Annotated in this window: 16 protein-coding genes; 5 read left to right on the top strand and 11 right to left on the bottom strand. The window is 39.4% G+C overall.

Annotated features, from left to right (window positions below; genetic code table 11):
* Positions 1-178: 178 nt before the first annotated feature.
* The 4 genes from J7E81_RS24105 to pruA all read right to left on the bottom strand — a co-directional run bounded on the left by J7E81_RS24105 (position 179) and on the right by pruA (position 4,617).
* Positions 179-433: a biotin/lipoyl attachment domain-containing protein gene (locus tag J7E81_RS24105; protein ID WP_215046281.1), complete on the bottom strand. Its 255-nt coding sequence runs from the start codon at positions 431-433 to the stop codon at positions 179-181.
* Positions 434-486: 53 nt separating this feature from the next.
* Positions 487-1,752, bottom strand: a complete 1,266-nt coding sequence (locus J7E81_RS24110; protein WP_215046411.1) for a Glu/Leu/Phe/Val family dehydrogenase — start codon at positions 1,750-1,752, stop codon at positions 487-489.
* Positions 1,753-1,813: 61 nt separating this feature from the next.
* Positions 1,814-3,013, bottom strand: a complete 1,200-nt coding sequence (locus tag J7E81_RS24115; RefSeq protein ID WP_215046283.1) for an ornithine--oxo-acid transaminase — start codon at positions 3,011-3,013, stop codon at positions 1,814-1,816.
* A gap of 59 nt (positions 3,014-3,072) precedes the next feature.
* Positions 3,073-4,617, bottom strand: coding sequence for an L-glutamate gamma-semialdehyde dehydrogenase (gene pruA / locus J7E81_RS24120; protein ID WP_215046285.1), 1,545 nt, complete (start codon positions 4,615-4,617; stop codon positions 3,073-3,075).
* Positions 4,618-4,867: 250 nt separating this feature from the next.
* Between pruA and J7E81_RS24125 the strand changes: the two genes are divergently transcribed.
* Positions 4,868-6,235 (top strand): sigma-54 interaction domain-containing protein, encoded by a 1,368-nt coding sequence (locus J7E81_RS24125; RefSeq protein WP_374104088.1) that lies wholly within the window; start codon positions 4,868-4,870, stop codon positions 6,233-6,235.
* Positions 6,236-6,497: 262 nt separating this feature from the next.
* Positions 6,498-6,704 (top strand): DnaJ-like cysteine-rich domain-containing protein, encoded by a 207-nt coding sequence (locus J7E81_RS24130; RefSeq protein WP_215046289.1) that lies wholly within the window; start codon positions 6,498-6,500, stop codon positions 6,702-6,704.
* 59 nt (positions 6,705-6,763) lie between these two features.
* Here J7E81_RS24130 and J7E81_RS24135 read toward each other — a convergent pair whose 3' ends face one another.
* Complete coding sequence (locus J7E81_RS24135; RefSeq protein ID WP_215046290.1) at positions 6,764-7,756, bottom strand: VanW family protein; 993 nt, start codon at positions 7,754-7,756, stop codon at positions 6,764-6,766.
* Between the two features lie 290 nt (positions 7,757-8,046).
* Between J7E81_RS24135 and J7E81_RS24140 the strand changes: the two genes are divergently transcribed.
* A complete protein-coding gene (locus J7E81_RS24140; protein WP_215046292.1) occupies positions 8,047-8,394 on the top strand; it encodes a hypothetical protein in 348 nt (115 codons plus the stop codon).
* A 47-nt stretch (positions 8,395-8,441) separates the two neighbouring features.
* On the opposite strand, the gene J7E81_RS24145 is transcribed toward J7E81_RS24140, so the two are convergent.
* Together J7E81_RS24145 and aspA are read right to left on the bottom strand one after the other, a co-directional pair.
* Positions 8,442-9,767, bottom strand: a complete 1,326-nt coding sequence (locus J7E81_RS24145) for a GntT/GntP/DsdX family permease (RefSeq protein WP_215046294.1) — start codon at positions 9,765-9,767, stop codon at positions 8,442-8,444.
* Positions 9,768-9,912: 145 nt separating this feature from the next.
* Positions 9,913-11,331 carry an aspartate ammonia-lyase gene (gene aspA, locus J7E81_RS24150; protein ID WP_215046296.1) on the bottom strand — a complete coding sequence of 473 codons (1,419 nt, stop codon included), beginning with the start codon at positions 11,329-11,331 and terminating at the stop codon, positions 9,913-9,915.
* Positions 11,332-11,707: 376 nt separating this feature from the next.
* On the opposite strand from aspA, the gene J7E81_RS24155 reads away from it, so the two are divergent.
* The gene (locus tag J7E81_RS24155; protein ID WP_215046298.1) at positions 11,708-14,125 is read left to right on the top strand and encodes a cytochrome P450; all 2,418 of its coding nucleotides are present in this window, start codon (positions 11,708-11,710) and stop codon (positions 14,123-14,125) included.
* Between the two features lie 273 nt (positions 14,126-14,398).
* Here the strand turns inward: J7E81_RS24155 and J7E81_RS24160 are convergent, their stop codons facing one another.
* Positions 14,399-14,827, bottom strand: coding sequence for a MarR family winged helix-turn-helix transcriptional regulator (locus J7E81_RS24160; protein ID WP_215046300.1), 429 nt, complete (start codon positions 14,825-14,827; stop codon positions 14,399-14,401).
* Positions 14,828-15,003: 176 nt separating this feature from the next.
* Between J7E81_RS24160 and J7E81_RS24165 the strand changes: the two genes are divergently transcribed.
* Positions 15,004-16,236 carry an MFS transporter gene (locus tag J7E81_RS24165; protein ID WP_215046301.1) on the top strand — a complete coding sequence of 411 codons (1,233 nt, stop codon included), beginning with the start codon at positions 15,004-15,006 and terminating at the stop codon, positions 16,234-16,236.
* A gap of 61 nt (positions 16,237-16,297) precedes the next feature.
* Here the strand turns inward: J7E81_RS24165 and J7E81_RS24170 are convergent, their stop codons facing one another.
* The 3 genes from J7E81_RS24170 to J7E81_RS24180 form a co-directional block, all read right to left on the bottom strand.
* The gene (locus J7E81_RS24170; protein WP_215046303.1) at positions 16,298-17,182 is read right to left on the bottom strand and encodes a YitT family protein; all 885 of its coding nucleotides are present in this window, start codon (positions 17,180-17,182) and stop codon (positions 16,298-16,300) included.
* A 167-nt stretch (positions 17,183-17,349) separates the two neighbouring features.
* Positions 17,350-19,227, bottom strand: coding sequence for a molecular chaperone HtpG (gene htpG / locus J7E81_RS24175; protein WP_215046305.1), 1,878 nt, complete (start codon positions 19,225-19,227; stop codon positions 17,350-17,352).
* Between the two features lie 174 nt (positions 19,228-19,401).
* Positions 19,402-21,429, bottom strand: a complete 2,028-nt coding sequence (locus J7E81_RS24180; protein ID WP_215046307.1) for a YhgE/Pip domain-containing protein — start codon at positions 21,427-21,429, stop codon at positions 19,402-19,404.
* Positions 21,430-21,459 lie beyond the last annotated feature (30 nt).

The following is a 21,459-nucleotide window of genomic DNA, read 5'->3' on the forward strand; positions in this document are numbered from 1 at the left end:
TCTTTTTAATTTTTTCACTTTTCCAATCATTATATTGCAATTTTTGTGCCAAACATAAAAACGCTTATATATGAACATTTTTTGACCTAAACCGCCAATTTTTTTGGCATCCTTGATAAAAATTTTGCATATTGATGCAAAAACCCCCTTTCCAGCTTAAGGAAAGGGGGTTCCTTGCTCAATCACTACCCGTAATAATTAAGTCGTCCTCTATCACTGCCAAGGCAGTTTCAGCATCCACTTTTTGGCCATCCTTCACATTTAACGAAGTGATATGTCCGCTTATGCCAACCGAAATCTCTTCAATCTTACCGTTGTGAGCTTTAATTAAAAACAGCCTCTCCCATTCATATACATGGCTGTCTTTTTCTGTTAATACTTTTTCAACGGTACCAGAACATGGACTGTAAACAGTTTCTTCAATCTTTAACAAGTTGTTCACTCCTCAAATCTTGAATTTCGTATCGACAAAACGAAATCATACTACTATACCCAGCCACGGAAGCTAGAGGCCTCTGCTACTTTTCTGATCCCGACCATATAGGCTGCTAGGCGCATATCTACTTGATGTGCCTTCGCCGTTTCATAAATCGTTTCGAAGGATTTCGTCATTACCTTTACTAGCTTCTCAGCCACTTCTTCCTCCGACCAGTAATAGCCTTGATTGTTTTGAACCCATTCAAAATAGGAAACCGTTACACCGCCAGCACTTGCCAAAATATCCGGAACAAGCAATACACCGCGTTCCGTTAAGATCGTTGTAGCCTCCAGCGTAGTTGGCCCATTCGCAGCTTCTACCACAATCGAAGCCTTAATATTGGCAGCATTTTGCGCTGTAATCTGGTTGGAAATAGCCGCAGGAACAAGAATGTCACAATCTATCTCCAAAAGTTCTTGATTGGTTATGGTTTCGGTAAATAATTGCGAGAATGTCCCAAAGCTGTCTCTCCTATCTAGCAAGTAATCAATGTCAAGACCATTTGGATCGTAAATACCGCCATATACGTCAGAAACAGCTATCACCTTTGCACCTGCATCATGCATAAATTTAGCTAGATAACTACCAGCATTCCCAAAGCCTTGAATGACCACACGGGCACCTTTTAATTCCTTACCCTTTTTCTTTAAAGCTTCTTCAATACAGATCGTTACGCCAGCTGCTGTGGCTGTTTCACGGCCTTTTGAACCTCCAAGGACTAAGGGTTTTCCGGTAATAAAACCTGGTGAATCAAACTCGCGTAAACGGCTGTATTCATCCATCATCCACGCCATGATTTGCGAATTAGTATAGACGTCCGGTGCAGGAATATCTTTCGAAGGGCCAACAATTTGGCTGACCGCTCGTACATAGCCACGGCTGAGTCTCTCTAGCTCTCTAAAAGACATTTGCCTTGGATCGCAAATAATTCCACCTTTACCACCGCCATATGGAAGATCAGTAATACCACACTTTAGACTCATCCAAATCGATAATGCCTTAACCTCTTCTTCATCCACCTCTGGATGAAAGCGGACGCCGCCCTTTGTTGGCCCTACAGCATCATTATGTTGTGAACGGTAGCCTGTAAAAACTTTAACCGTACCATCATCCATTCTGACAGGAATTCGAACCGTTAATAAACGAAGCGGATCCTTTAAGAGCTCATACATTTCGTTTGTATACCCTAACTTATTTAATGCTTTTCGGATCACTGTTTGTGTGGAATAAAATAAATTTAACGACTCTTGTTCCTTCTGTTGTTCCTTTGACATTTCATCAACCAATTGATTCGCAGGCATCTATGCCACCCCTTATTATGCTAGAGTTATATTTTTATGATAAAACGGTTTGAATTTTTTCAATAGCCCAATCAATTTCCTGTTTCGTAATAATGAGTGGAGGTGCAAAGCGAATAACAGTATCATGGGTTTCTTTACATAATAACCCTGCTTCTTTTAATTGTTCGCAATAAGGTCTTGCTTCTTCAGTTAATTCCACTCCAATAAACAAGCCTTTTCCGCGGATTTCTTTAATGATTGGATTGCTAATCGCTTTTAATTGATCAAGGAAATACTTTCCTAAATCAAGCGAACGTTCTGCTAGATGTTCTTCCTCAATAACCTCTAGAGCAGCAAGTGAAACGGCACAGGCAAGCGGATTTCCTCCAAATGTGGAACCGTGAGAACCTGGATTAAATACACTTAATACGTCTGAGTTGGCAACAACACATGAGATTGGGAATACTCCTCCTCCAAGTGCTTTTCCTAATATCAGCATATCTGGCTCAACATCTTCCCAATCACAGGCAAACATTTTTCCTGTACGAGCCAAACCAACTTGAATTTCATCAGCGATAAATAATACATTATTTTGTTTACACAATTCAGAAGCTTGTTTTAAGAATCCTTCAGGAGGTAATAGGATTCCTGCTTCCCCTTGAATAGGCTCCATTAAGAATGCCGCTGTATTCGGTGTGATGGCTTCCTTTAATGCCTCTAAATCCCCATATGGAATTAATTTGATGCCTGGGAGCATTGGGCCAAATCCGCGTTTGTACTCTGGATCAGAGGATAATGAGACAGCCCCCATTGTCCGGCCATGGAAATTTCCGTCGCAGGCAATGATTTCAGCCTGATTTTCAGCAATACCTTTTACATCATAACCCCAGCGTCGTGCCGCTTTAAGAGCGGTTTCTACTGCTTCAGCACCTGTGTTCATTGGAAGTGCCATATCTTTATTTGTTAGTTTACAAATTTTTTCATACCATGGACCGAGCTGGTCATTATGAAAGGCACGTGATGTCAGCGTTACTTTATCTGCTTGATCTTTCAACGCCTGAATAATTTTCGGATGGCGGTGCCCCTGGTTTACAGCAGAATAGGCGCTCAGCATATCCATATAGCGATTGCCTTCTGGACTTTCCACCCAAACACCTTCCGCCTTCGCAATCACGATTGGCAGTGGATGATAATTATTTGCACCAAATTTATTTGTTTGTTCAATAATTTCCGTCGTTTTCGTTGTAACCGTCATGTTCGTTTCCCCCTTTATTCTTAGGGAGCACCATAGTATGCCCCCCACCCCTTACTATCTTAAAGCATTTCTGATGTTGTTTTCGCCTGCATATGAAGCAGTAAATAATCCGGTCCCCCTGCTTTTGAATCGGTTCCAGACATATTGAATCCGCCAAATGGCTGATAGCCTACAATCGCACCCGTACATACACGATTAAAATAAAGATTTCCTACGTGGAATTCTTGTCTTGCTCTTTCAATGTGCTCGCGGTTATTTGAAATAAGTGCTCCTGTTAAACCATAATCCGTGTTGTTGGCAATTTTCATCAAATGATCAAAGTCACGCGCCTTACAGAAGGTTACCACTGGTCCAAAAATTTCTTCCTTCATAAGGCGGGCATCCTCATCCAAGTCAGCGAATATAGTTGGTTGAATAAAATAACCCTTGGAGTCATCCCCTTCGCCGCCTGTCATTAATCTGCCTTCTTCTTTTCCAATTTCAATATAGCTCATGATTTTTTTGAATGATCTCTCGTCAATAACTGGTCCCATGTAAGTTTCTCGTAATTCTGGATTACCAAGGGTAAGTGTTTTTGTCAGCGCAACCGCCTTTTCAAGCACAACATCATATACATCTTGATGAACAACCGCGCGGGATCCAGCTGAACATTTTTGACCGGAGTAGCCAAATGCTGAGTAGACGATTGAGGCTGCAGCAAGATCCAAATCCGCTTCGCTATCGACCACAACGGTGTCTTTCCCACCCATCTCGGCAATCACACGTTTTAACCAAATTTGTCCTGGATTTACTTTCGCAGCGCGTTCATAAATACGGCAGCCTACTTCGCGCGAACCTGTAAACGATACAAATCGAGTTTTCGGATGATCTACTAAGTAATCACCAATTTGAGCACCGCTTCCAGGTACAAAGTTTAGAACTCCTTTTGGCAGTCCAGCTTCATGCATCAGCTCTACAAATTTTGCAGCCACGATTGGTGTGGAATTAGCCGGTTTTAATAGAACCGTGTTTCCAGAAACAATTGCTGCAACCGTAGTTCCAGCCATAATCGCAAGCGGGAAGTTAAATGGTGAAATGATGATTCCCACTCCAAGCGGAATGTAGTTGTATTGATTATATTCTCCTGCACGGCTTTTTACAGGTACACCTTCTTTAATGCTTACCATTTGTCTGGCATAAAACTCGATAAAATCGATTGCTTCAGCAGTATCTGCGTCTGCTTCGTTCCATGGCTTCCCTGCTTCTTTTACTAGATAGCTTGAGAATTCATGTTTACGGCGGCGAAGCATTGCGGCTGCACGGAATAGAATATTGGCACGATTTTCTGGGCTCCATGTTTTCCAGTTTTCAAATGCTGCCAAGGCTGCTTGCATCGCTTTTTCAGCTAGTTCTTGACTTGCCATTGAAACGCTGCCAATCACCTCTTCTTTATTGGCTGGATTGATTGATTGAATTTTTTCTTCTGTTATGATAGGCTCGCCGTCAATGATAACTGGATAGTGTTTTCCTAACTCGCTTTCTACTAGGGCAAGTGCTTCTTTAAAAGCCTGTATATTTTTTTCTTCCGTAAAATTAGTGAATGGTTCATGTGAGTATGGATACATTGTTTTTCCCCCTTTTGTTGTTCGTTAAAAGTATATTGCAAGTTCCGTGCCAACTTGTATTTTGCAGTTTAATAGCTTTTCTATGGTATTAACAGCAAATAATTTTTGCGTATATTTTAATTTTTTTAATAAAATAGCAAAATTATTTTGCATTAAGAGATTTTCTTTGCTTAAATAGATACATATAAGAAAAACAAGGGGAATAGATAAAATGGAAACATCAAAGATTGATTTGCTCTATTTAACAAGGATGTATAAGAGGATTTTGGACGAAATCGATGTGGGAGTCCATGCCGTCGATGATTCTGGTAAAACCATTATTTATAATAAAAAAATGATGCAAATGGAATCGATGGATCTCCAGGATGTTATCGATAAAAACCTTCTGGACGTGTTTATGTTTAAAGACGACCAATCTAGTACACTAGTAAAAGCGCTCCAAGAGGGAAAAGAAACGAGTAACGTAAAACAGACCTATTTTAATAATAAAGGAAGAGAAATTACCACAATTAACAACACAATCCCGATTTTTTCTAATAAAGAACTACAGGGTGCAGTGGAAATTGCTAATGATGTAACAAAACTAGAACGTTTAATAAAAGGCAACATGACGAAAGGAAATACTAAATACACGTTTGATCATATAATCGGGACCAGCCCTGCGATAAGAGAAGTAATAGAATCGGCTAAACGTGCGACAAGAACTTCTTCCTATGTATTGATTGTTGGTGATACCGGAACGGGTAAAGAACTCTTCGCCCAAAGTATTCACAACGCAAGTGAACGCTTAACCGGGCCTTTTATTTCACAGAATTGCGCGGCTTTACCAGATAATTTAATTGAGAGTCTTCTGTTCGGGACAAAACGCGGGGCATTCACAGGGGCTATGGATACTCCAGGGTTGTTTGAACAGGCGAATGGCGGCACTTTATTGCTGGATGAAATTAACTCCTTAAATATGAACCTGCAAGCAAAACTGCTTCGAGTCCTTCAAGAAAAAACGATTAGACGGATCGGGGATACAAAGGACACACCTGTAGATGTCAGGGTCATCGCTAATATGAATGAGGATCCAATTGATGCGGTTGCTAATAATCGGATGCGAAAAGATTTATATTATCGCCTTGGAGTTGTAACAATCTTTGTTCCACCTTTAAAAGATCGTAAAGAAGACATTCCGTTATTAGTAGAGCATTTTATAGAAAAATATAATGACCGATTTCAAATGCAAGTAAAAGGCTTATCGGAGGAGGTCAAACACTCGTTCTTTGATTATGATTGGCTTGGAAATGTACGTGAACTCGAGCATATTATTGAAGCAGCCATGAATATCATGATGGATGGTGAAGAATTTATCATGTACCGTCATTTGCCATACCAGTATCGAAACAAAATGCAGATGAAAGAACGAATGATGCCCATTTCAACAGTTGATACATTTATGAAAGAAACGGGGGATGCTACGGTTCCTTTAAAAGAGCAAATGGAGTTATTTGAAAAGACCTATATTGAGCATGTTCTCAAGAAAAATGAGGGTAATATTTCCAAAACGGCTAAATTGCTGGGGTTAAGCCGTCAGAGTTTACAGTATCGATTAAAGAAATTAAATCTAGATTAAATAATTAATAGTGGCATCCAAAAGCGGGTTGAGGAGAACGAACTTTGGACTTTAATGGCCAAAGTTCGTTATTTTTTTAAAAATTTTGTACAAGCTTAACAACACAAGACTCACTTTCTGGGAAGCTATTTCATATAATATAGCAGGAGCAAAATGAGATCTATCAACATTTTTGTAAAATTCCCCTTTTTAGTAAAAAAACATACAAGCATAAATATTCCATTTTTCCCCCATACTAAGAAAAAACAATGAGGTGAAGAAAATGGGACTACTCAACTCATTTAATCAATGGAAAGAGGCAAGGTATCAAAATCATGTCTCTACGATGAAAGACCAAGGCAAATGCCCTGATTGTGAGGGTAGAGGGTATACTGTGTATCCTTATAATGAGTTTGCCTACTTTAATTCATTTGAATGCCCTGGATGCCAAGGCAGTGGTCAATATGTTGATTGGGAAGAAATGAGGTAGTTGGTTAGAAAAGGTAAAAGAAAAAAATCCCAGCATACTAGGCTGGGATTTTTTCTATTTTAACTCTTTTTAACTTTATTTTGATAAACCCTCGCGGTTCTAATTTCGACCGAGAGGGATCCTCTCCTGACAGTTGACTTTATCATAAGAGGCACACCAGTCGTATTTTTAAATCGAAAATCGTAACCGCCATAAGAAACGGTTGCATCCCTTCCAGTTGGGACATAGCCCACATGCAGAGAGTGATGATGTTTTTCAATATAACTAACAGCTAATTTATCTATAGCGTTATACAAGGTGGATGAGGTTTGACATATTCCGCCGCCAATTCCGTCCACTAACTTTCCATCAAGAGCTTCAGGTGCTGGTTGATAGCCATGCGCAGCATCACTTGGACCTACAGTGGTGTTAAAGGAAAAGGAATCTCCGGCGCCAAGGATAACATGATCAATCGCCTCCGCCGATAATGCAATATTTTTCGACCTGCCAGCCACGCTGTTATTAAAGCGGGTTGTATAAGATGCAACAACTACCTCTCCTAACTGAGCTGCTTCCTCAGGCTTGTAGCCGCTTGCTGTCACATACAATGGGATTTCAACGTTACCGCCTTTTAAAGAGGCTTGAATGATTTTATCAATCAGTTCTTCCTCTTCTAGGATCGTTTGTGGCGAACCTTTTTTTACTTGTCCATTTTCATCAAGTTTGTCGAGGACCATTCTTTTGTCATATCCAGGCGTATCATTTGTACCCCGCGCCAATTCCCTCGTTACTTCGGCTAATTGGTCCTTATATTTTTCATCATCTGATCCATAGCCCATTTCTTTTGGTTGTAATGATTTAATGACACTTTTGGTATTCGGATCGATCAGATTTACAAAAACCGGTTTTTCCACTTTCTTTTTCTGCTCTGCCTTCACTTGTTTCTCTTGAGTGCTTTTTTGCGGACCTGCCGCCATCGCTTCTTTTTCTTTTGTGGTCTGGTCTGAACAACCAGCTAACCCTACTAAACAGCCTGCCAATAAAATGGTGATGATTCTAGTAATCTTTTTCATTTTCCCCCAACTTTACTCGTTATTTCGTTTGAATGCTCCTCTTAACCTATTACTATATGATTTGACGAATATCCCCTAATTTGGTTTCATGCATAATCCTATTTATTCCATTTTTATTTCCGCTTTCCTACATTTGACATGGGTTCATTCTATCACTTTTTCCCAGTAATAAAATGACTTTTCTGATGTCAGGAAAGAAAAATAAATTTTTTGCACTATAAACGTTGAATAAATACCCGAGAAAGGTAAATAGTAATACCTAGGTTTGTTCATTTCTAGGAGGTGCTTTAATGTCTGTATATGTTCATCAGACGTTTGTCATTAAACAAGATAAGTTTAAAGAAGGAATAGATAATTTAAGGGAAATTAAGAAGTTTAGAACCGAAAATTATGCTCACAAGGTAGAAATCCTGACCCCTATATCAGGAGAGGATCATACTTACGCCCTCCTCTCTATTTATGAGGGATTAGCAGAAATGGAATTGCAAAATAAAAAAATGTTTGAAGACGATGAATACATAGAGCTAATCGGTCCCTTCTTTCTTGAAAATATTGAACAAGGAAGTATGTATACACAAATTTATCGTTCCTTAAGTGAAAAAAAGCCGGATAAGAAAAAGGAAAAAGAAAAGGATTAATAGAACCTCAAAAAGCAAAAAGGGCTGTTAGCCCTTTTTGCTTTGTTTTACAACAGCATATTTATGAGCAATGCTCCACCAAACGCAACAAACGAGAGGATGGTTTCCAAGACTGTCCATGTTTTAAACGTTTCCGGAACACTTAATCCTAAATATTCTTTTACCATCCAGAAACCTGCATCATTAACATGTGAGAACATTAACGAACCTGCTCCCGTCGCTATGACGAGTAATTCTAGATTCACATCTGTCATCCCAGCAACCACTGGCGAAACAATCCCGGCGGCCGTGGTTAAGGCTACCGTAGCAGATCCAGTTGCAATCCGAATTAATCCTGCAATTAAAAAGGCCAAGACTAGTGGTGATAGAGATAAATTATCAGCCATCCGTGCAATGGTATCCCCCACCCCGCTTTCAATTAAAATTTGTTTAAATCCACCCCCAGCTCCAATGATTAAAGCGATCGAACCAACGGGTAATAAACATTCCTCTGTCAATTTTTTTACCGCTTCTTTATTCATCCCTCTACGCATTCCAAGGAAATAATAGGCTACAAAAACAGAAATTAGCAGGGCAATGATTGGACTTCCAATGAAAATGAGAAATTTAGTGATTCCTGCTGTTAATTTTAAGTAAGGGGCAATCGCTGAGAGGATCATCAATATTACCGGCAACAGAATGATAAAAAAAGAAACACCTGTGCCTGGCAGAGATTTAGCTTTATTGCTAATTCTGATTAACTCAGGTTCACCTTTTGGCACAACTCTTTTATTAATCCACATGGCAAACAGTGGTCCAGCGATTATTAGTGCAGGAATCGCAATAATTAATGAATATAACAGAACTTTTCCTAAATTAGCTTTGTAAATACTAATAGCTGCTAATGCCCCTGGATGTGGCGGAACCAGGCCATGGACGATCGATAATCCGGCGATACAGGGCAAGGCAATAAGCAAAATATTTTGTTTAGATGATTTATGAATCGAGATGACTAAAGGTAAAAGAATTAAAATTCCCACTTCAAAAAATACAGGAATCCCAATAATAAAACCTGATAGCATCATGGCCCATGGTAATTTGTTAACTCCAAAAACGCGTATAAAGTATTCGGCTATCTGCATGCCCGCTCCAAAGTCTGACATCATTTTACCTAGAATGGTTCCTAAAGCCAAAATGCCGATTAAATGTCCAAGAACCCCGCCTACCCCCGTTTCATAGGCAGCCACAATTTTATCAAGTGATAACCCTGATACTAATGCTAAAAATAAACTGGCCACTAGCAAGCTAATAAAAGCGTGCCATTTAAACCATGATACTCCAAGAACAACGATGACAATTGACACGAGCGTCATCAGTAATAAAAAACTATCCATACAAACACCATCTCATCGATCTTGTTGTTGTCTATCACTCTTATTGTAAACATTTGTACTATTAAAATTCGGTTTTTATTAAATAGGAAACGTTGAAATAAAAAAGCCTTCATCCGAAAAAATTTAAGGATAAGGGCTCATTTAATTAATCTCGATCTAAAAGCACAGCACCAGCTATTCCTGGTTTTGTCATTTCAAATATATTTAAGATAAGGTCTAATTCTTCTTCCGTCAGCACATCATGCTGCAAACATAATTCGCGAACCGATTTTCCACTGACAATCGCTTCTCTGGCAATTCTAGCAGCCACTTCATAACCCAAATGCGGATTGACTGCAGTAATAATTCCGACACTTTTTTCTACATATTCTTTTAAACGCGCTTCATTTGCTTCAATTCCCTTTAGGCAAAAATCAGTAAAGGAACGGAAGCCATTATTCATAATACTGATTGACTGAAGTAAATTAAACACCAATACAGGCTCCATCACATTCAATTCCAGTTGACCAGCTTCTGAAGCCAGACAGATGGTATGGTCGTTTCCGATTACCTGGAAGGCAATTTGGTTAATCAGTTCCGGCATGACCGGGTTTACTTTTCCTGGCATGATGGATGAACCTGGCTGGCGCGCTGGCAAATGAATTTCCCCAAGTCCAGCTCGCGGACCAGAAGCCATTAAACGCAGGTCATTGGCTATTTTCGACATATTCATCATACAAACTTTTAATGCAGCCGAAACCTCGGTATAGGCATCCGTATTTTGAGTCGCATCGACGAGATGTTCAGCATTGACTAATGGGAGTCCGCTTATATCGGCTAACTCTTTTACCACATCTTTAATATATTGGGGATCGGCATTTAAACCTGTCCCAACTGCTGTAGCACCCATATTGACCTCATATAAATGTTTTTTCGAATTTGAAATCCGCTTTATATCTCGTTCAACAACACGTGAGTATGCTTCAAATTCTTGTCCAAGGCGGATCGGAACGGCATCCTGCAGGTGGGTTCGTCCCATTTTGATAACGTTTTCAAATTGTTTCGCCTTCTCCCTAAAAACCGTAAGCATATCATTCATCGTATCAAGTAATTTCTCCAGTAATATTAGAGAAGAGATATGAATGGCTGTCGGGAATACATCATTCGTAGATTGTGACATATTGACATGCGTATTTGGACTTAAGTGAATATAAGCACCTTTGGCATGACCCAGTAATTCAAGTGCACGATTGGCGATCACTTCATTTGCGTTCATGTTCATCGATGTCCCCGCGCCACCTTGAATCGGATCGACAATAAATTGGTCATTCCACTTACCAGCAATCACCTCATCAGCTGCTTGACAAATAACCTCACCAAGCCCTGAATATAACCTTTTGGTATTCATATTGGCTTTTGCAGCCGCTTTTTTTACCATTGCCAATGCTTTGATTAATTCTTCGTGAATGGAGTACCCAGTAATCGGGAAATTCTCAACCGCCCTAAGTGTTTGGATTCCATAATAAGCGTCCAGTGGGATTTCTTTTTTCCCTAAGAAGTCTTGTTCGGTTCTGTTTGTAATCATAGCTTTCTATCTCCTTTTTATAAACCAACTATCCTCACAAAAAAATAATAACAATAAAAATTGACTCTGTCTCTACTTTTGGTCATAATTCTCGGACAAATCCAAAATTGTTCTGTTAAAATAATAACATTTCGAGATACGTTATAAACTTAAATTTAATCTTGCCAAATAATCCATCATTTTGTCATAAAATCTAACAGAAGGAATGAAGGTTTCATGTCGGTTTTTAATAACAATGTAGAATTTTGTCATAATCTTTGTTTTACTAATATCTTATATTACTAAGTTATTCATGTTATAATCATCACAATATTATTTCAATATTGTAAAATTTAAAAATATGAAGGCAATTCGAAAGTGAGGTTTACTAGTTGAAATGGTAACAACTACTCTTGGAATTATTCCACAACCCAAAACGTACGGCCCGCTTGGCAATCTCCCACAACTAGATTTACATCAGCCATCTCAATCCATTATGAAAGTTTCCTATGAATATGGTCCCATTTTTAAACTGAAATTCCCTACCGGCACAGGTATTTTTATATCCTCTGCTGACTTAGTGGAAGATGCATCCGATGAGTCCCGTTTTGATAAGCTGGTCAATGCCCCATTACAGAAGGTACGGGCATTTTCTGGGGATGGCTTGTTTACAAGCTGGACCAAAGAGGATAATTGGCGCAAGGCCCATAACATTCTTCTTCCCAGCTTTAGCCAAAGTGCCATGAAGGGTTATCATTCCATGATGGTTGACATTGCCTTGCAGCTCGTACAAAAATGGTCGCGGCTTAATTCGGATGAGAGTATTAATGTTCCTGAAGATATGACAAGGCTTACACTAGATACCATTGGCTTATGCGGTTTCAATTATCGCTTTAATAGTTTCTATCGTGAAAAGCCACACCGCTTTATTAAAAGTATGGGACGTGCCCTAGACGAAGCAATGAATCAAAGTAACCGTCTCGGCGTTCAAGACAAGCTGCTAATCAAAAAAAAGCGCCAGTTTAACCGTGATATCGAGTACATGTTTTCTCTAGTGGATCGAATTATCGAAGAGAGAAAACAAAGTGAAAGCCATGATGCAGAAGATTTACTATCCCGTATGCTAGATTGTGCAGACTCGGTCACAGGTGAAAAACTAAGCGATGAAAATATTCGTTATCAAATTATTACGTTTTTAATTGCAGGACACGAAACCACAAGCGGGTTGCTATCCTTTGCCCTTTATTTCTTAATGAAACACCCAGAAGTTCTGGCCAAAGCTTATGAAGAAGTGGACCATGTTCTGACAAGCCCGATCCCAACCTATCAGCAAATCCGCCAATTAAAGTATATTCGAATGATTTTAAATGAATCTTTAAGACTCTGGCCAACCGCTCCGCTTTTCTCTTTGTACGCCAAGGAGGATACATTGTTAGCAGGAACCTATCCGCTTAAGCGAAGAGATGTAGTCAATATTTTATTGCCAGTACTGCATCGCGACCCCAAAGCCTGGGGTGATGATGCTGAAAAATTTATTCCCGAACGGTTTGCCGATCCTAAAAAGATACCACACCACGCTTTCAAACCATTTGGTAATGGACAACGCGCTTGTATCGGACAGCAATTTGCCTTACATGAGGCTACCCTGTTAATCGGGATGATTTTAAAACAGTTTGAGTTAATTGATCATACGAACTATCAATTGAAAATTAAAGAGACGTTAACATTTAAACCGGATGAATTATACATAAAAGTTCAACCGCGTAATTATGAGTCCCCTGTTCCTTTTTTGCAGGAAACACCACGTTCACCTATTATGGGGGTAGAAAACAGATTTCAAACAGAGAAGAATAGTCAACTGCCTGCTTTCTCCCATGCTACACCACTGTTAGTGTTGTATGGATCAAATATGGGAACGGCGGAAGGGCTTGCCCATGATTTATCTGTAACAGCGCGTTTCAAAGGATTCCAAAGTGAGGTTGCCCCTCTCGATGAGTTTGTTGGCAAACTTCCAAGACAAGGGACAGTTTTCATTATCTGTTCTTCTTATAATGGTAACCCGCCAAAAAATGCTCGTAAATTTGTGAAATGGTTAAAAGAAGCGGAGAGTGAATCACTATCATCCATCAGGTTTGCCGTGTTTGGCTGCGGTGATACAAATTGGGCAAGTACTTATCAAAGTATTCCTACCCTCATTGATGAAAAGCTTGCTGAAAAAGGAGCGAGCCGTATCGTTCAGAAAGGTCAGGGAGATGCGAATGCGGATTTTGAAAACCAATTCGAAACATGGCACGAGCAATTGTGGCCCGCTGTTTTTAATGCGTTGGAAATCGAGGATAGCGAAAAAAGAGCAGAGAACTCACTTTCGATTCAATTTATCAGCTTGCAGAAGAACCAAGATTTTCAGCAAATGGCTGCGCCTATGGACACTCTTCAAACCGCTCCACTGCCTCAGAATTCATCTGAACTAGTTGAACGTGTATTGAAACGATATGCTTTGGAGAGCAACGAACAACTAATCCTATCCGGAGACAAGGAAAAAATGTTCCATCTTCCACTTGATTTCCCTATACGGACTTGGGATCTCTTAACATATAGTGTGAATCTGGAAGAAAGAGTTACGCAGCTCCAGCTTCGCGAATTGATTGAATGGACAGTCTGCCCTCCTCACAAAAAAGAATTGGAGCAGCTTGAAAAAAGTGAAGAAATGATTGCTCAAAAAGGGATGACCATGCTGGATTTACTAGAGAAGTACCCGGCCTGCGAACTTCCTTTTGAACGGTTTATCCAAATGTTGTCACCTTTAAAAGGGTAAATTACTGACGCTTCTCCGGTTGTTGGCGAATCACTCCAATTTACTGGCGTTTGGCACCTGGTTATTGGCGGTTCACTCATTTCTCTGGCGCATAGCACACGGTTACTGGCGATTCACTCATTTCTCTGGCGCATAGCACACGGTTACTGGCGATTCACTCATTTCTCTGGCGCATAGCACACGCTTACTGGCGAATTCCAGCTAACGACGATCACAATTAAAAAGAGGTAACCAACTCATCGGTTGCCTCTTTTTCTATCAGTGGTGACAAATTTACCGTTCTAAAAAAGAATAGTTAAATTTTCTTAGCAGCTCTCCAAAAACCCGGCACTCCTCTTCCGGCCAATCTTGAAGTAACTCTGTGATGCGTTCGAAACGTGCCTGCATATGTTCATTAAGTACTTTTTTTCCTAACTCAGTAATTTCAAACGTATATGCTCTTCCATCTAACGGGTCAGGTATCTTATATAAATAACCTTTCTGCTCTAAAGCAGCGGCTTGTCTGCTTACCGTTGATATATCCAGTTGAAATTCACCCGATAACACCTTTACGCCGACTGCCCCTTTCATGACGATACGACGAAGTAACAGGTAAGCAGATCGGTCAAGACTCCCAACTTTCTTATGGTTATTATCAGAAGTCGTTCGTCGGAGCAAGATCGCTAATTCAAGTTCGATCATTTCTAGGGCATTTTCATTCATTTTATAACCTCACAATATTCAATATTCCTACACATTATCATATCATAATCATAATTCAATTTTATTTTCTCGTCAGCAACAGAAAACATCATTGACGTAGAGGAAAATAGTTGTATAATACAATCATATACTTTCATCATACAACTATATCAAACAATTAAAAAGGAGAGATGTGAATGTCATCCACACCGCACTCGATTGCGTCAACGTCAAAACAAGAGGTACAACCATCATTATTAACACAGCCAAAATCAGTATGGGCCGTGTTTTTCGCCTGTATCATTGCTTTCATGGGTTTAGGCTTAGTCGATCCCATCTTACCTGCTATTGCAGAACAATTGCACGCCACACATAGTCAAGTGACCTTACTGTTCACTAGCTACAATGCGGTTATGGCAGTCGCTATGCTCATCACCGGGATGATTTCTTCAAGGCTCGGCATTAAGTGGACCCTGCTTTCCGGCATTGTCATCATTGCTGTCTTTTCCGCACTTGGAGGATTTTCAAACGGAATATGGTCCCTCGTAAGTCTTCGCGGCGGTTGGGGATTAGGAAATGCTTTGTTCGTTGCAACTGCACTTGCAGCCATTGTCTCGCTATCCAATAGCGGAACAGCCAAGGCCATTATTTTGTATGAAGCGGCAATTGGTCTGGGTATTTCTGTAGGGCCGCTGCTTGGCGGCTGGTTAGGGGCAATGTCCTGGAGAGGACCGTTTCTCGGTGTTGCCGTCCTAATGGTCGTAGCATTTATTGGATTAATCATATTAATGCCAAAGTCACAACAAAATCAACAATCTAACCAGGCAAAAACATCTATTCTTGACCCATTCCGCGCCCTCAAACACCGTTCATTACTAGTCTTTGGAATTGCGGCAGCCCTTTATAATTTTGGCTTTTTCACGCTGCTCGCCTATGCTCCGTTTGTCATGGGATTGGATGAACATGGACTGGGCTTTGTATTCCTAGGATGGGGGATCTTACTTGCGATTACCTCTGTTTTTATGGCTCCCGAATTACAAGCCAGGTTTGGAACCATTAAATCAATGTGTGCGATGTTAGTGATGTTCGGTATTCTACTTTTTGTGATGGGTACATGGACATCTTCACAAGCAGTTATAATTACTTGTGTTATTGCCGCTGGTGCATTATTAGGTAATAATAATACACTCATTACTACTGCAGTAATGAATGCCGCTCCTGTACAACGCTCAACAGCGTCAGCCGCGTACAGCTTCCTCCGCTTTATCGGCGGTGCAATTGCCCCCTTTATGGCAGGTAAGCTTGCAGAAATTTATAATCCGTCTGTTCCTTTTATTGTTGGCGGAGGTTTTGTCATCATCTCTGTGCTGTTCATATTACTAAACAAAAAGCACATTAACCATGTTGATGATGTTGAATTAGGTCATTAAACGTGCGTAAAGGGATCTGTCTTTCTGACAGTCCCTTTTTCTTTTTCCAATCTGTCATTAGTCAATGAATATCCCGCTTCTTAAAACGGCCCCCGCGAACTTCCGCAATGTCAGCAATCGCTAAAAATGCGGTTGGATCAATATCTTCAACAATGGTCGTAAGTTTTGATTCTTCTAAACGAGAAATGATACTGAAAATAACTTTCTTATCATCTCCTGTATAGGCACCTTCACCATTTAAGTAGGTTACTCCACGTCCTAACCGGTCATTCACGGCATTTCCGATTTCATCGGCATTGTCACTAATAATCCAGACCGATTTAGTTTCTTCGAGCCCTTGTACAACCGTATCGATTGCTTTCGAAGCAATAACATACGCTAATAACGAATACATGGCACGATCCCAGGTAAAGACAAAACCTGCTGCGCCTAAGATAAAAATATTCATAAACATGATGATTTGACCAACTGAAAAAGGAACCTTTTTGCTAATAACAAGAGCTAGGATTTCTGTGCCATCTAATGCCCCGCCATTACGAATGACAAGTCCCACTCCTATTCCTAAAATCATTCCGCCAAAAAGGGTGGCCAAGAGGATATCTTCTGTAAAAGGGGGAATGGGATGAAAAAACGAAGTGAAAATGGATAATACGATAATTCCATAAACAGTTGAAAATGCAAAGGTTTTTCCCATTTGTTTGTAACCTAGATATACAAAAGGCAGGTTCAAAATAAATAGAAAGATTCCTAATTTCCATCCGGTTAGATGTGCTAGCATGATGGAGATACCGGTGATCCCCCCATCAATTACGTGGTTCGGCACTAAAAATATTTCTAGTCCTGTTGCCATTAAAATTGCTCCAATGGTAATAGCGATGATTCGAAAAATAACCCTGCTCAGAGGCAGCTTACGATGCTGAAAATTTTCCTTTATCAATTCTGTCATTAAACCTCTCCTTAATCATTGTAATTTTCCATATGAACATCTTATCTAGTAGGAAAACCCATAATATGTTCTTTATATGATTATATCATATTTTCAACAAAATTTGAACCGTAGTTCATATTTTTCATAAAAGAAAAAGGGATTGCAGCCTCTGCAACCCCCTTTTCTTATACCATTACCTTACATATATTATTTGTAAATTCGACTGGATCTTCAATCGGTAAGCCTTCAATAAGCAATGCTTGATTATATAGTAAGTTTGTAAATAAGGTAACCTTATCCTTATCCTGTTCATAGGCATCCTTTAATGATGCAAACACCTCGTGATGGACATTAATTTCCAAAATCTTATCTGCTTTAATATTTTGGCTGTTAGGCATTGCATTTAAGATTTTTTCCATTTCAATCGAAACTTCCCCATCAGTAGCTAAACATACTGGATGAGTTTTAAGTCGTTTCGATACTTTTACATCTTTAACCTTATCATGTAGAACATTTTTCATAAAATCAAATAGCTCTTTGTTGTCTTGTTCCTCTGCAGACGTATCTTGATTTTCATCTGCTTCAAAGCCTAAATCACCGCTGGAAACTGATTTAAACTCTTTTTCTTTATAGGACATTATCATTCGTATCGCAAACTCATCAATCTCATCCGTGAAATAAAGAATTTCATAGCCCTTATCCGCAACTAATTCCGTTTGTGGCAGTTTATCAATACGCTCATTCGATTCACCGGTTGCATAATAGATATATTTTTGGTCCTCTGGCATTCTAGATAGGTATTCGTCAATAGTGACCAATTTTTTCTCCTTAGAGGAATAGAACATTAATAAATCCTGGAGTTCTTCTTTATGGCTTCCATAATCACTGTAAACACCATATTTTAGTTGTCTGCCAAATGATTTAAAGAATGCTTCGTACTTTTCACGTTCATTTTTTAAGATCGACAATAATTCGCTTTTGATTTTCTTATTAATATTTTTGGCAATTAGCTTTAATTGACGGTCATGTTGAAGCATTTCTCTGGAGATATTTAAAGATAGATCTTCAGAGTCCACCATACCCTTCACGAAACTAAAATAGTCTGGAAGTAAATCAGCACATTTATTCATGATTAACACACCATTGGAATATAACTCTAACCCTTTCTCAAATTCCTGTGTGTAATAATCAAATGGAATGTTTTCCGGGATATATAAAATAGCGTTATATCTTACCGCACCATCAACGCTGATATGAATATGTTTAAGCGGCTTATCAAAACCGTATCGTTTCTCCGTGTAAAAAAGTTCATAGTCTTCTGTTGTTAAATCCTTCTTATTCTTTTTCCAAATAGGAACCATGCTGTTAATCGTTTGTTCTTCCACTACTTCTTCAAATTCATTTTCACTGCCCTCTTTAAGCTTGCGTTCTGTTACATCCATTTTGATTGGGTAGCGGATAAAATCCGAGTACTTTTTGATGATTGACTTTAACCGGTACTCTTCAAGATACTCATCATAATTCTCATCTTCGGTATTTTCTTTAATTTTCAACGTAATCTCGGTACCAATTGAATCCTTCTCACATGGTGCGATGGTATATCCGTCTGCTCCTTTGGATTCCCACTTGTACGCTTCATCACTGCCTAATGCCTTACTTAGCACTGATACTTCATCTGCCACCATAAAAGCTGAATAAAAACCAACCCCGAACTGGCCAATGATATCGTAACCGTCTTTAATTTCATTTTCCTTTTTGAAAGCTAACGAACCGCTTTTAGCAATTGTACCAAGGTTATTTTCGAATTCCTCCTTAGTCATCCCTATCCCGGTATCAGTAATTTTCAATAATCTATTGTCCTTATCAGCAGTGACTTTTATGTAATAGCTATCTTGGTCAAACGTCAACGTATCATCTGTTAAGGCCTTATAGTAGATTTTATCAATTGCATCGCTTGCATTAGACAATAACTCTCTTAAGAAAATCTCCCTGTGTGTGTAGATAGAATTGATCATCATGTCTAATAATCGTTTGGACTCTGCTTTAAACTGCTTCGTTTCCATCAAGACCTCTCCTTTATCAACAATCTATAGTCTATTTTAGCACTCTTAACTCGTGAGTGCTAACCATTATTTTAATAACATATTTTCTATTTTGTTGTCAAGATAAAAAATAGCATCCTAATGGATGCTGGGTCGAACCGAAATTAAAGGAAAGAAATTAAACTTCAACATCCGTTATTGAATAATTTTTGAACTCCTGGCCCGTGCTGCTGTCTTTTCAATGCGCTGGCTCAAAGGTTTTTTCAAGACTAATGCTAACAGAAAACTGACTGCGACAAAGACAAGCAAATAAGAAATATCCCTTATTACTACATCCACTACCATTCCTCCGACTGTTTCGCGGAGCATACTTACTGCATACGTAAACGGCATAAAGGGATAAATCATTTGGAAAAAAGCAGAGGTGGTACTAACAGGAAAGGTCGCCCCGGAACTTGAAATTTGCAGCACCAAAAGGATAATAGCTAACCCTTTTCCAATCGTGCCAAAGACAGAGCATAACGTAAACGTGATAATAACAAACACAATCCCAATCAAGACACTAAGAAGAACAAACCAAACTTTATCAACTGCATACGTATGAATGAAATATAAATCACCGAGTGAAACAATAACAGCTTGTAGGATTCCGATTGTTTGAAAGGTAAGCAGCCTTCCAAAGTAAACCTGATAACTTTTATACTTTTGAACATCTTCTACATCTACTCGAAGTGAGGCAATGAGAAAGGTAGCCCCCACCCAAAGGGCCAGCATCGTATAAAAAGGGGTCATCGCCGATCCATAATTTGGAATAGGAAAAATTCTTTTTGTTTTTAACAGAACAGGGCTCGACAAAAAGCTACTTTCTGCATGTGGGTCATGTTTCAAAAATTGAATTAAATCATTCACATTAACACTGCCCTTTAATCTTCGCAGTTTATCAGCTGTACTTCTTATCTGTGCTTCAAAACCTGGTAAATCATTTCTTGCAAGGTCGGCAGCTTTATGGACAGCCGCTTCCAACCCCGGGAGCTTTGTTCGAATCAGATTTGCGGCCTTCCGAATATCGCTTATCACAGCAGGCAGATCATTTCGTACAAAATCAGCCGCTTGATGAATCCTTTTTTCAATAGTGGGAAGATCATTTTTCATGAAATTGGCGGAGCTGTTTATTATTTGTTCCCCTTCTGAAACTTTCTGCTGGAGATCAACACGAGCTTGCATCACGGTAGTGTGAAGGCTTACTAAATCATCATGAAGAGTTGCTAACTTTGACGTATTAGCACTAGTTTCAGCCTGTGTGGCAGCTTGTGCAGTACGCTCAATTGCTTGATTAATATTTGTCTCGATTTCGGATAAATTGGCTTCGACTTGAGTTATAATTCCATTTACACGATTCAAATCAGTCAATTTGTCTTGAAGTGCCAATATTTTATCGCTTGCTTCATTGACGAGCGGAAGATTTGCTTCAACTTTTAGAATACTGTTGCCTGCTTGGGTAATTTCAGGGATTCTTTGCTCCAGTTCGATGATTTTTTGCCCTTTTTCTCTAATTTCAGGCAATTTTCCTTCTAACTCAATCGCTTTCTTTCCCATTGCATCGATTTCCGGTAATGCCTGTTCTAGTTTGAAGATTTGGTCCTCCATGTTGTGAATCGATGGCAAGGCCTTCTCTAACTCAATTCCTGCTTTATAAAAACCGGAAAAAATGGCATCCCCTACTGTTTTGACAAAGGCCTGACTAATTTGGTTGGTTATACTTGATGCTCCAGAACTCGCAATTTTTGGAGCAACGGCATTAATTTTTTCATTTACCCCAAACAAGATCTGTGGCTTTTTCGGATTTATTTCAAGAATGCTGGTCATTTTTTTTGAAAAATCGGTTGGGATATAGAGATAAGCATAATAATCCCCTTTTTCGACTCCTTTTTTGGCGGTAGTGTAATGAACAAATACCCAGCCAAGTTTCTTGTTGTCTTTTAGATTTTCGACAATTTCTTTTCCTACATTAATCTTCTTTCCTTGGATTTCCGCTCCTTCATCTTCATTGGCAACAGCCACCTTAATTCCAGAGGTATTGCTGTATGGGTCCCACATTGCTTTAATATTAATCCAAGCATAGGCGGAAGGCAGTATTGTAAGTGCCCCCAATAACAGGATCGCAATAGGCACTTTGCTTATATTTTTCCAATCAGTCCTATAGATGCTCCATATTTTCCCCATAGTCCCCCGCCTTTAGTAAGATTTTCTCCA

It is taken from the genome of Bacillus sp. ISL-18, from assembly GCF_018613415.1.
Classification (GTDB): Bacteria; Bacillota; Bacilli; order Bacillales; family Cytobacillaceae; genus Neobacillus.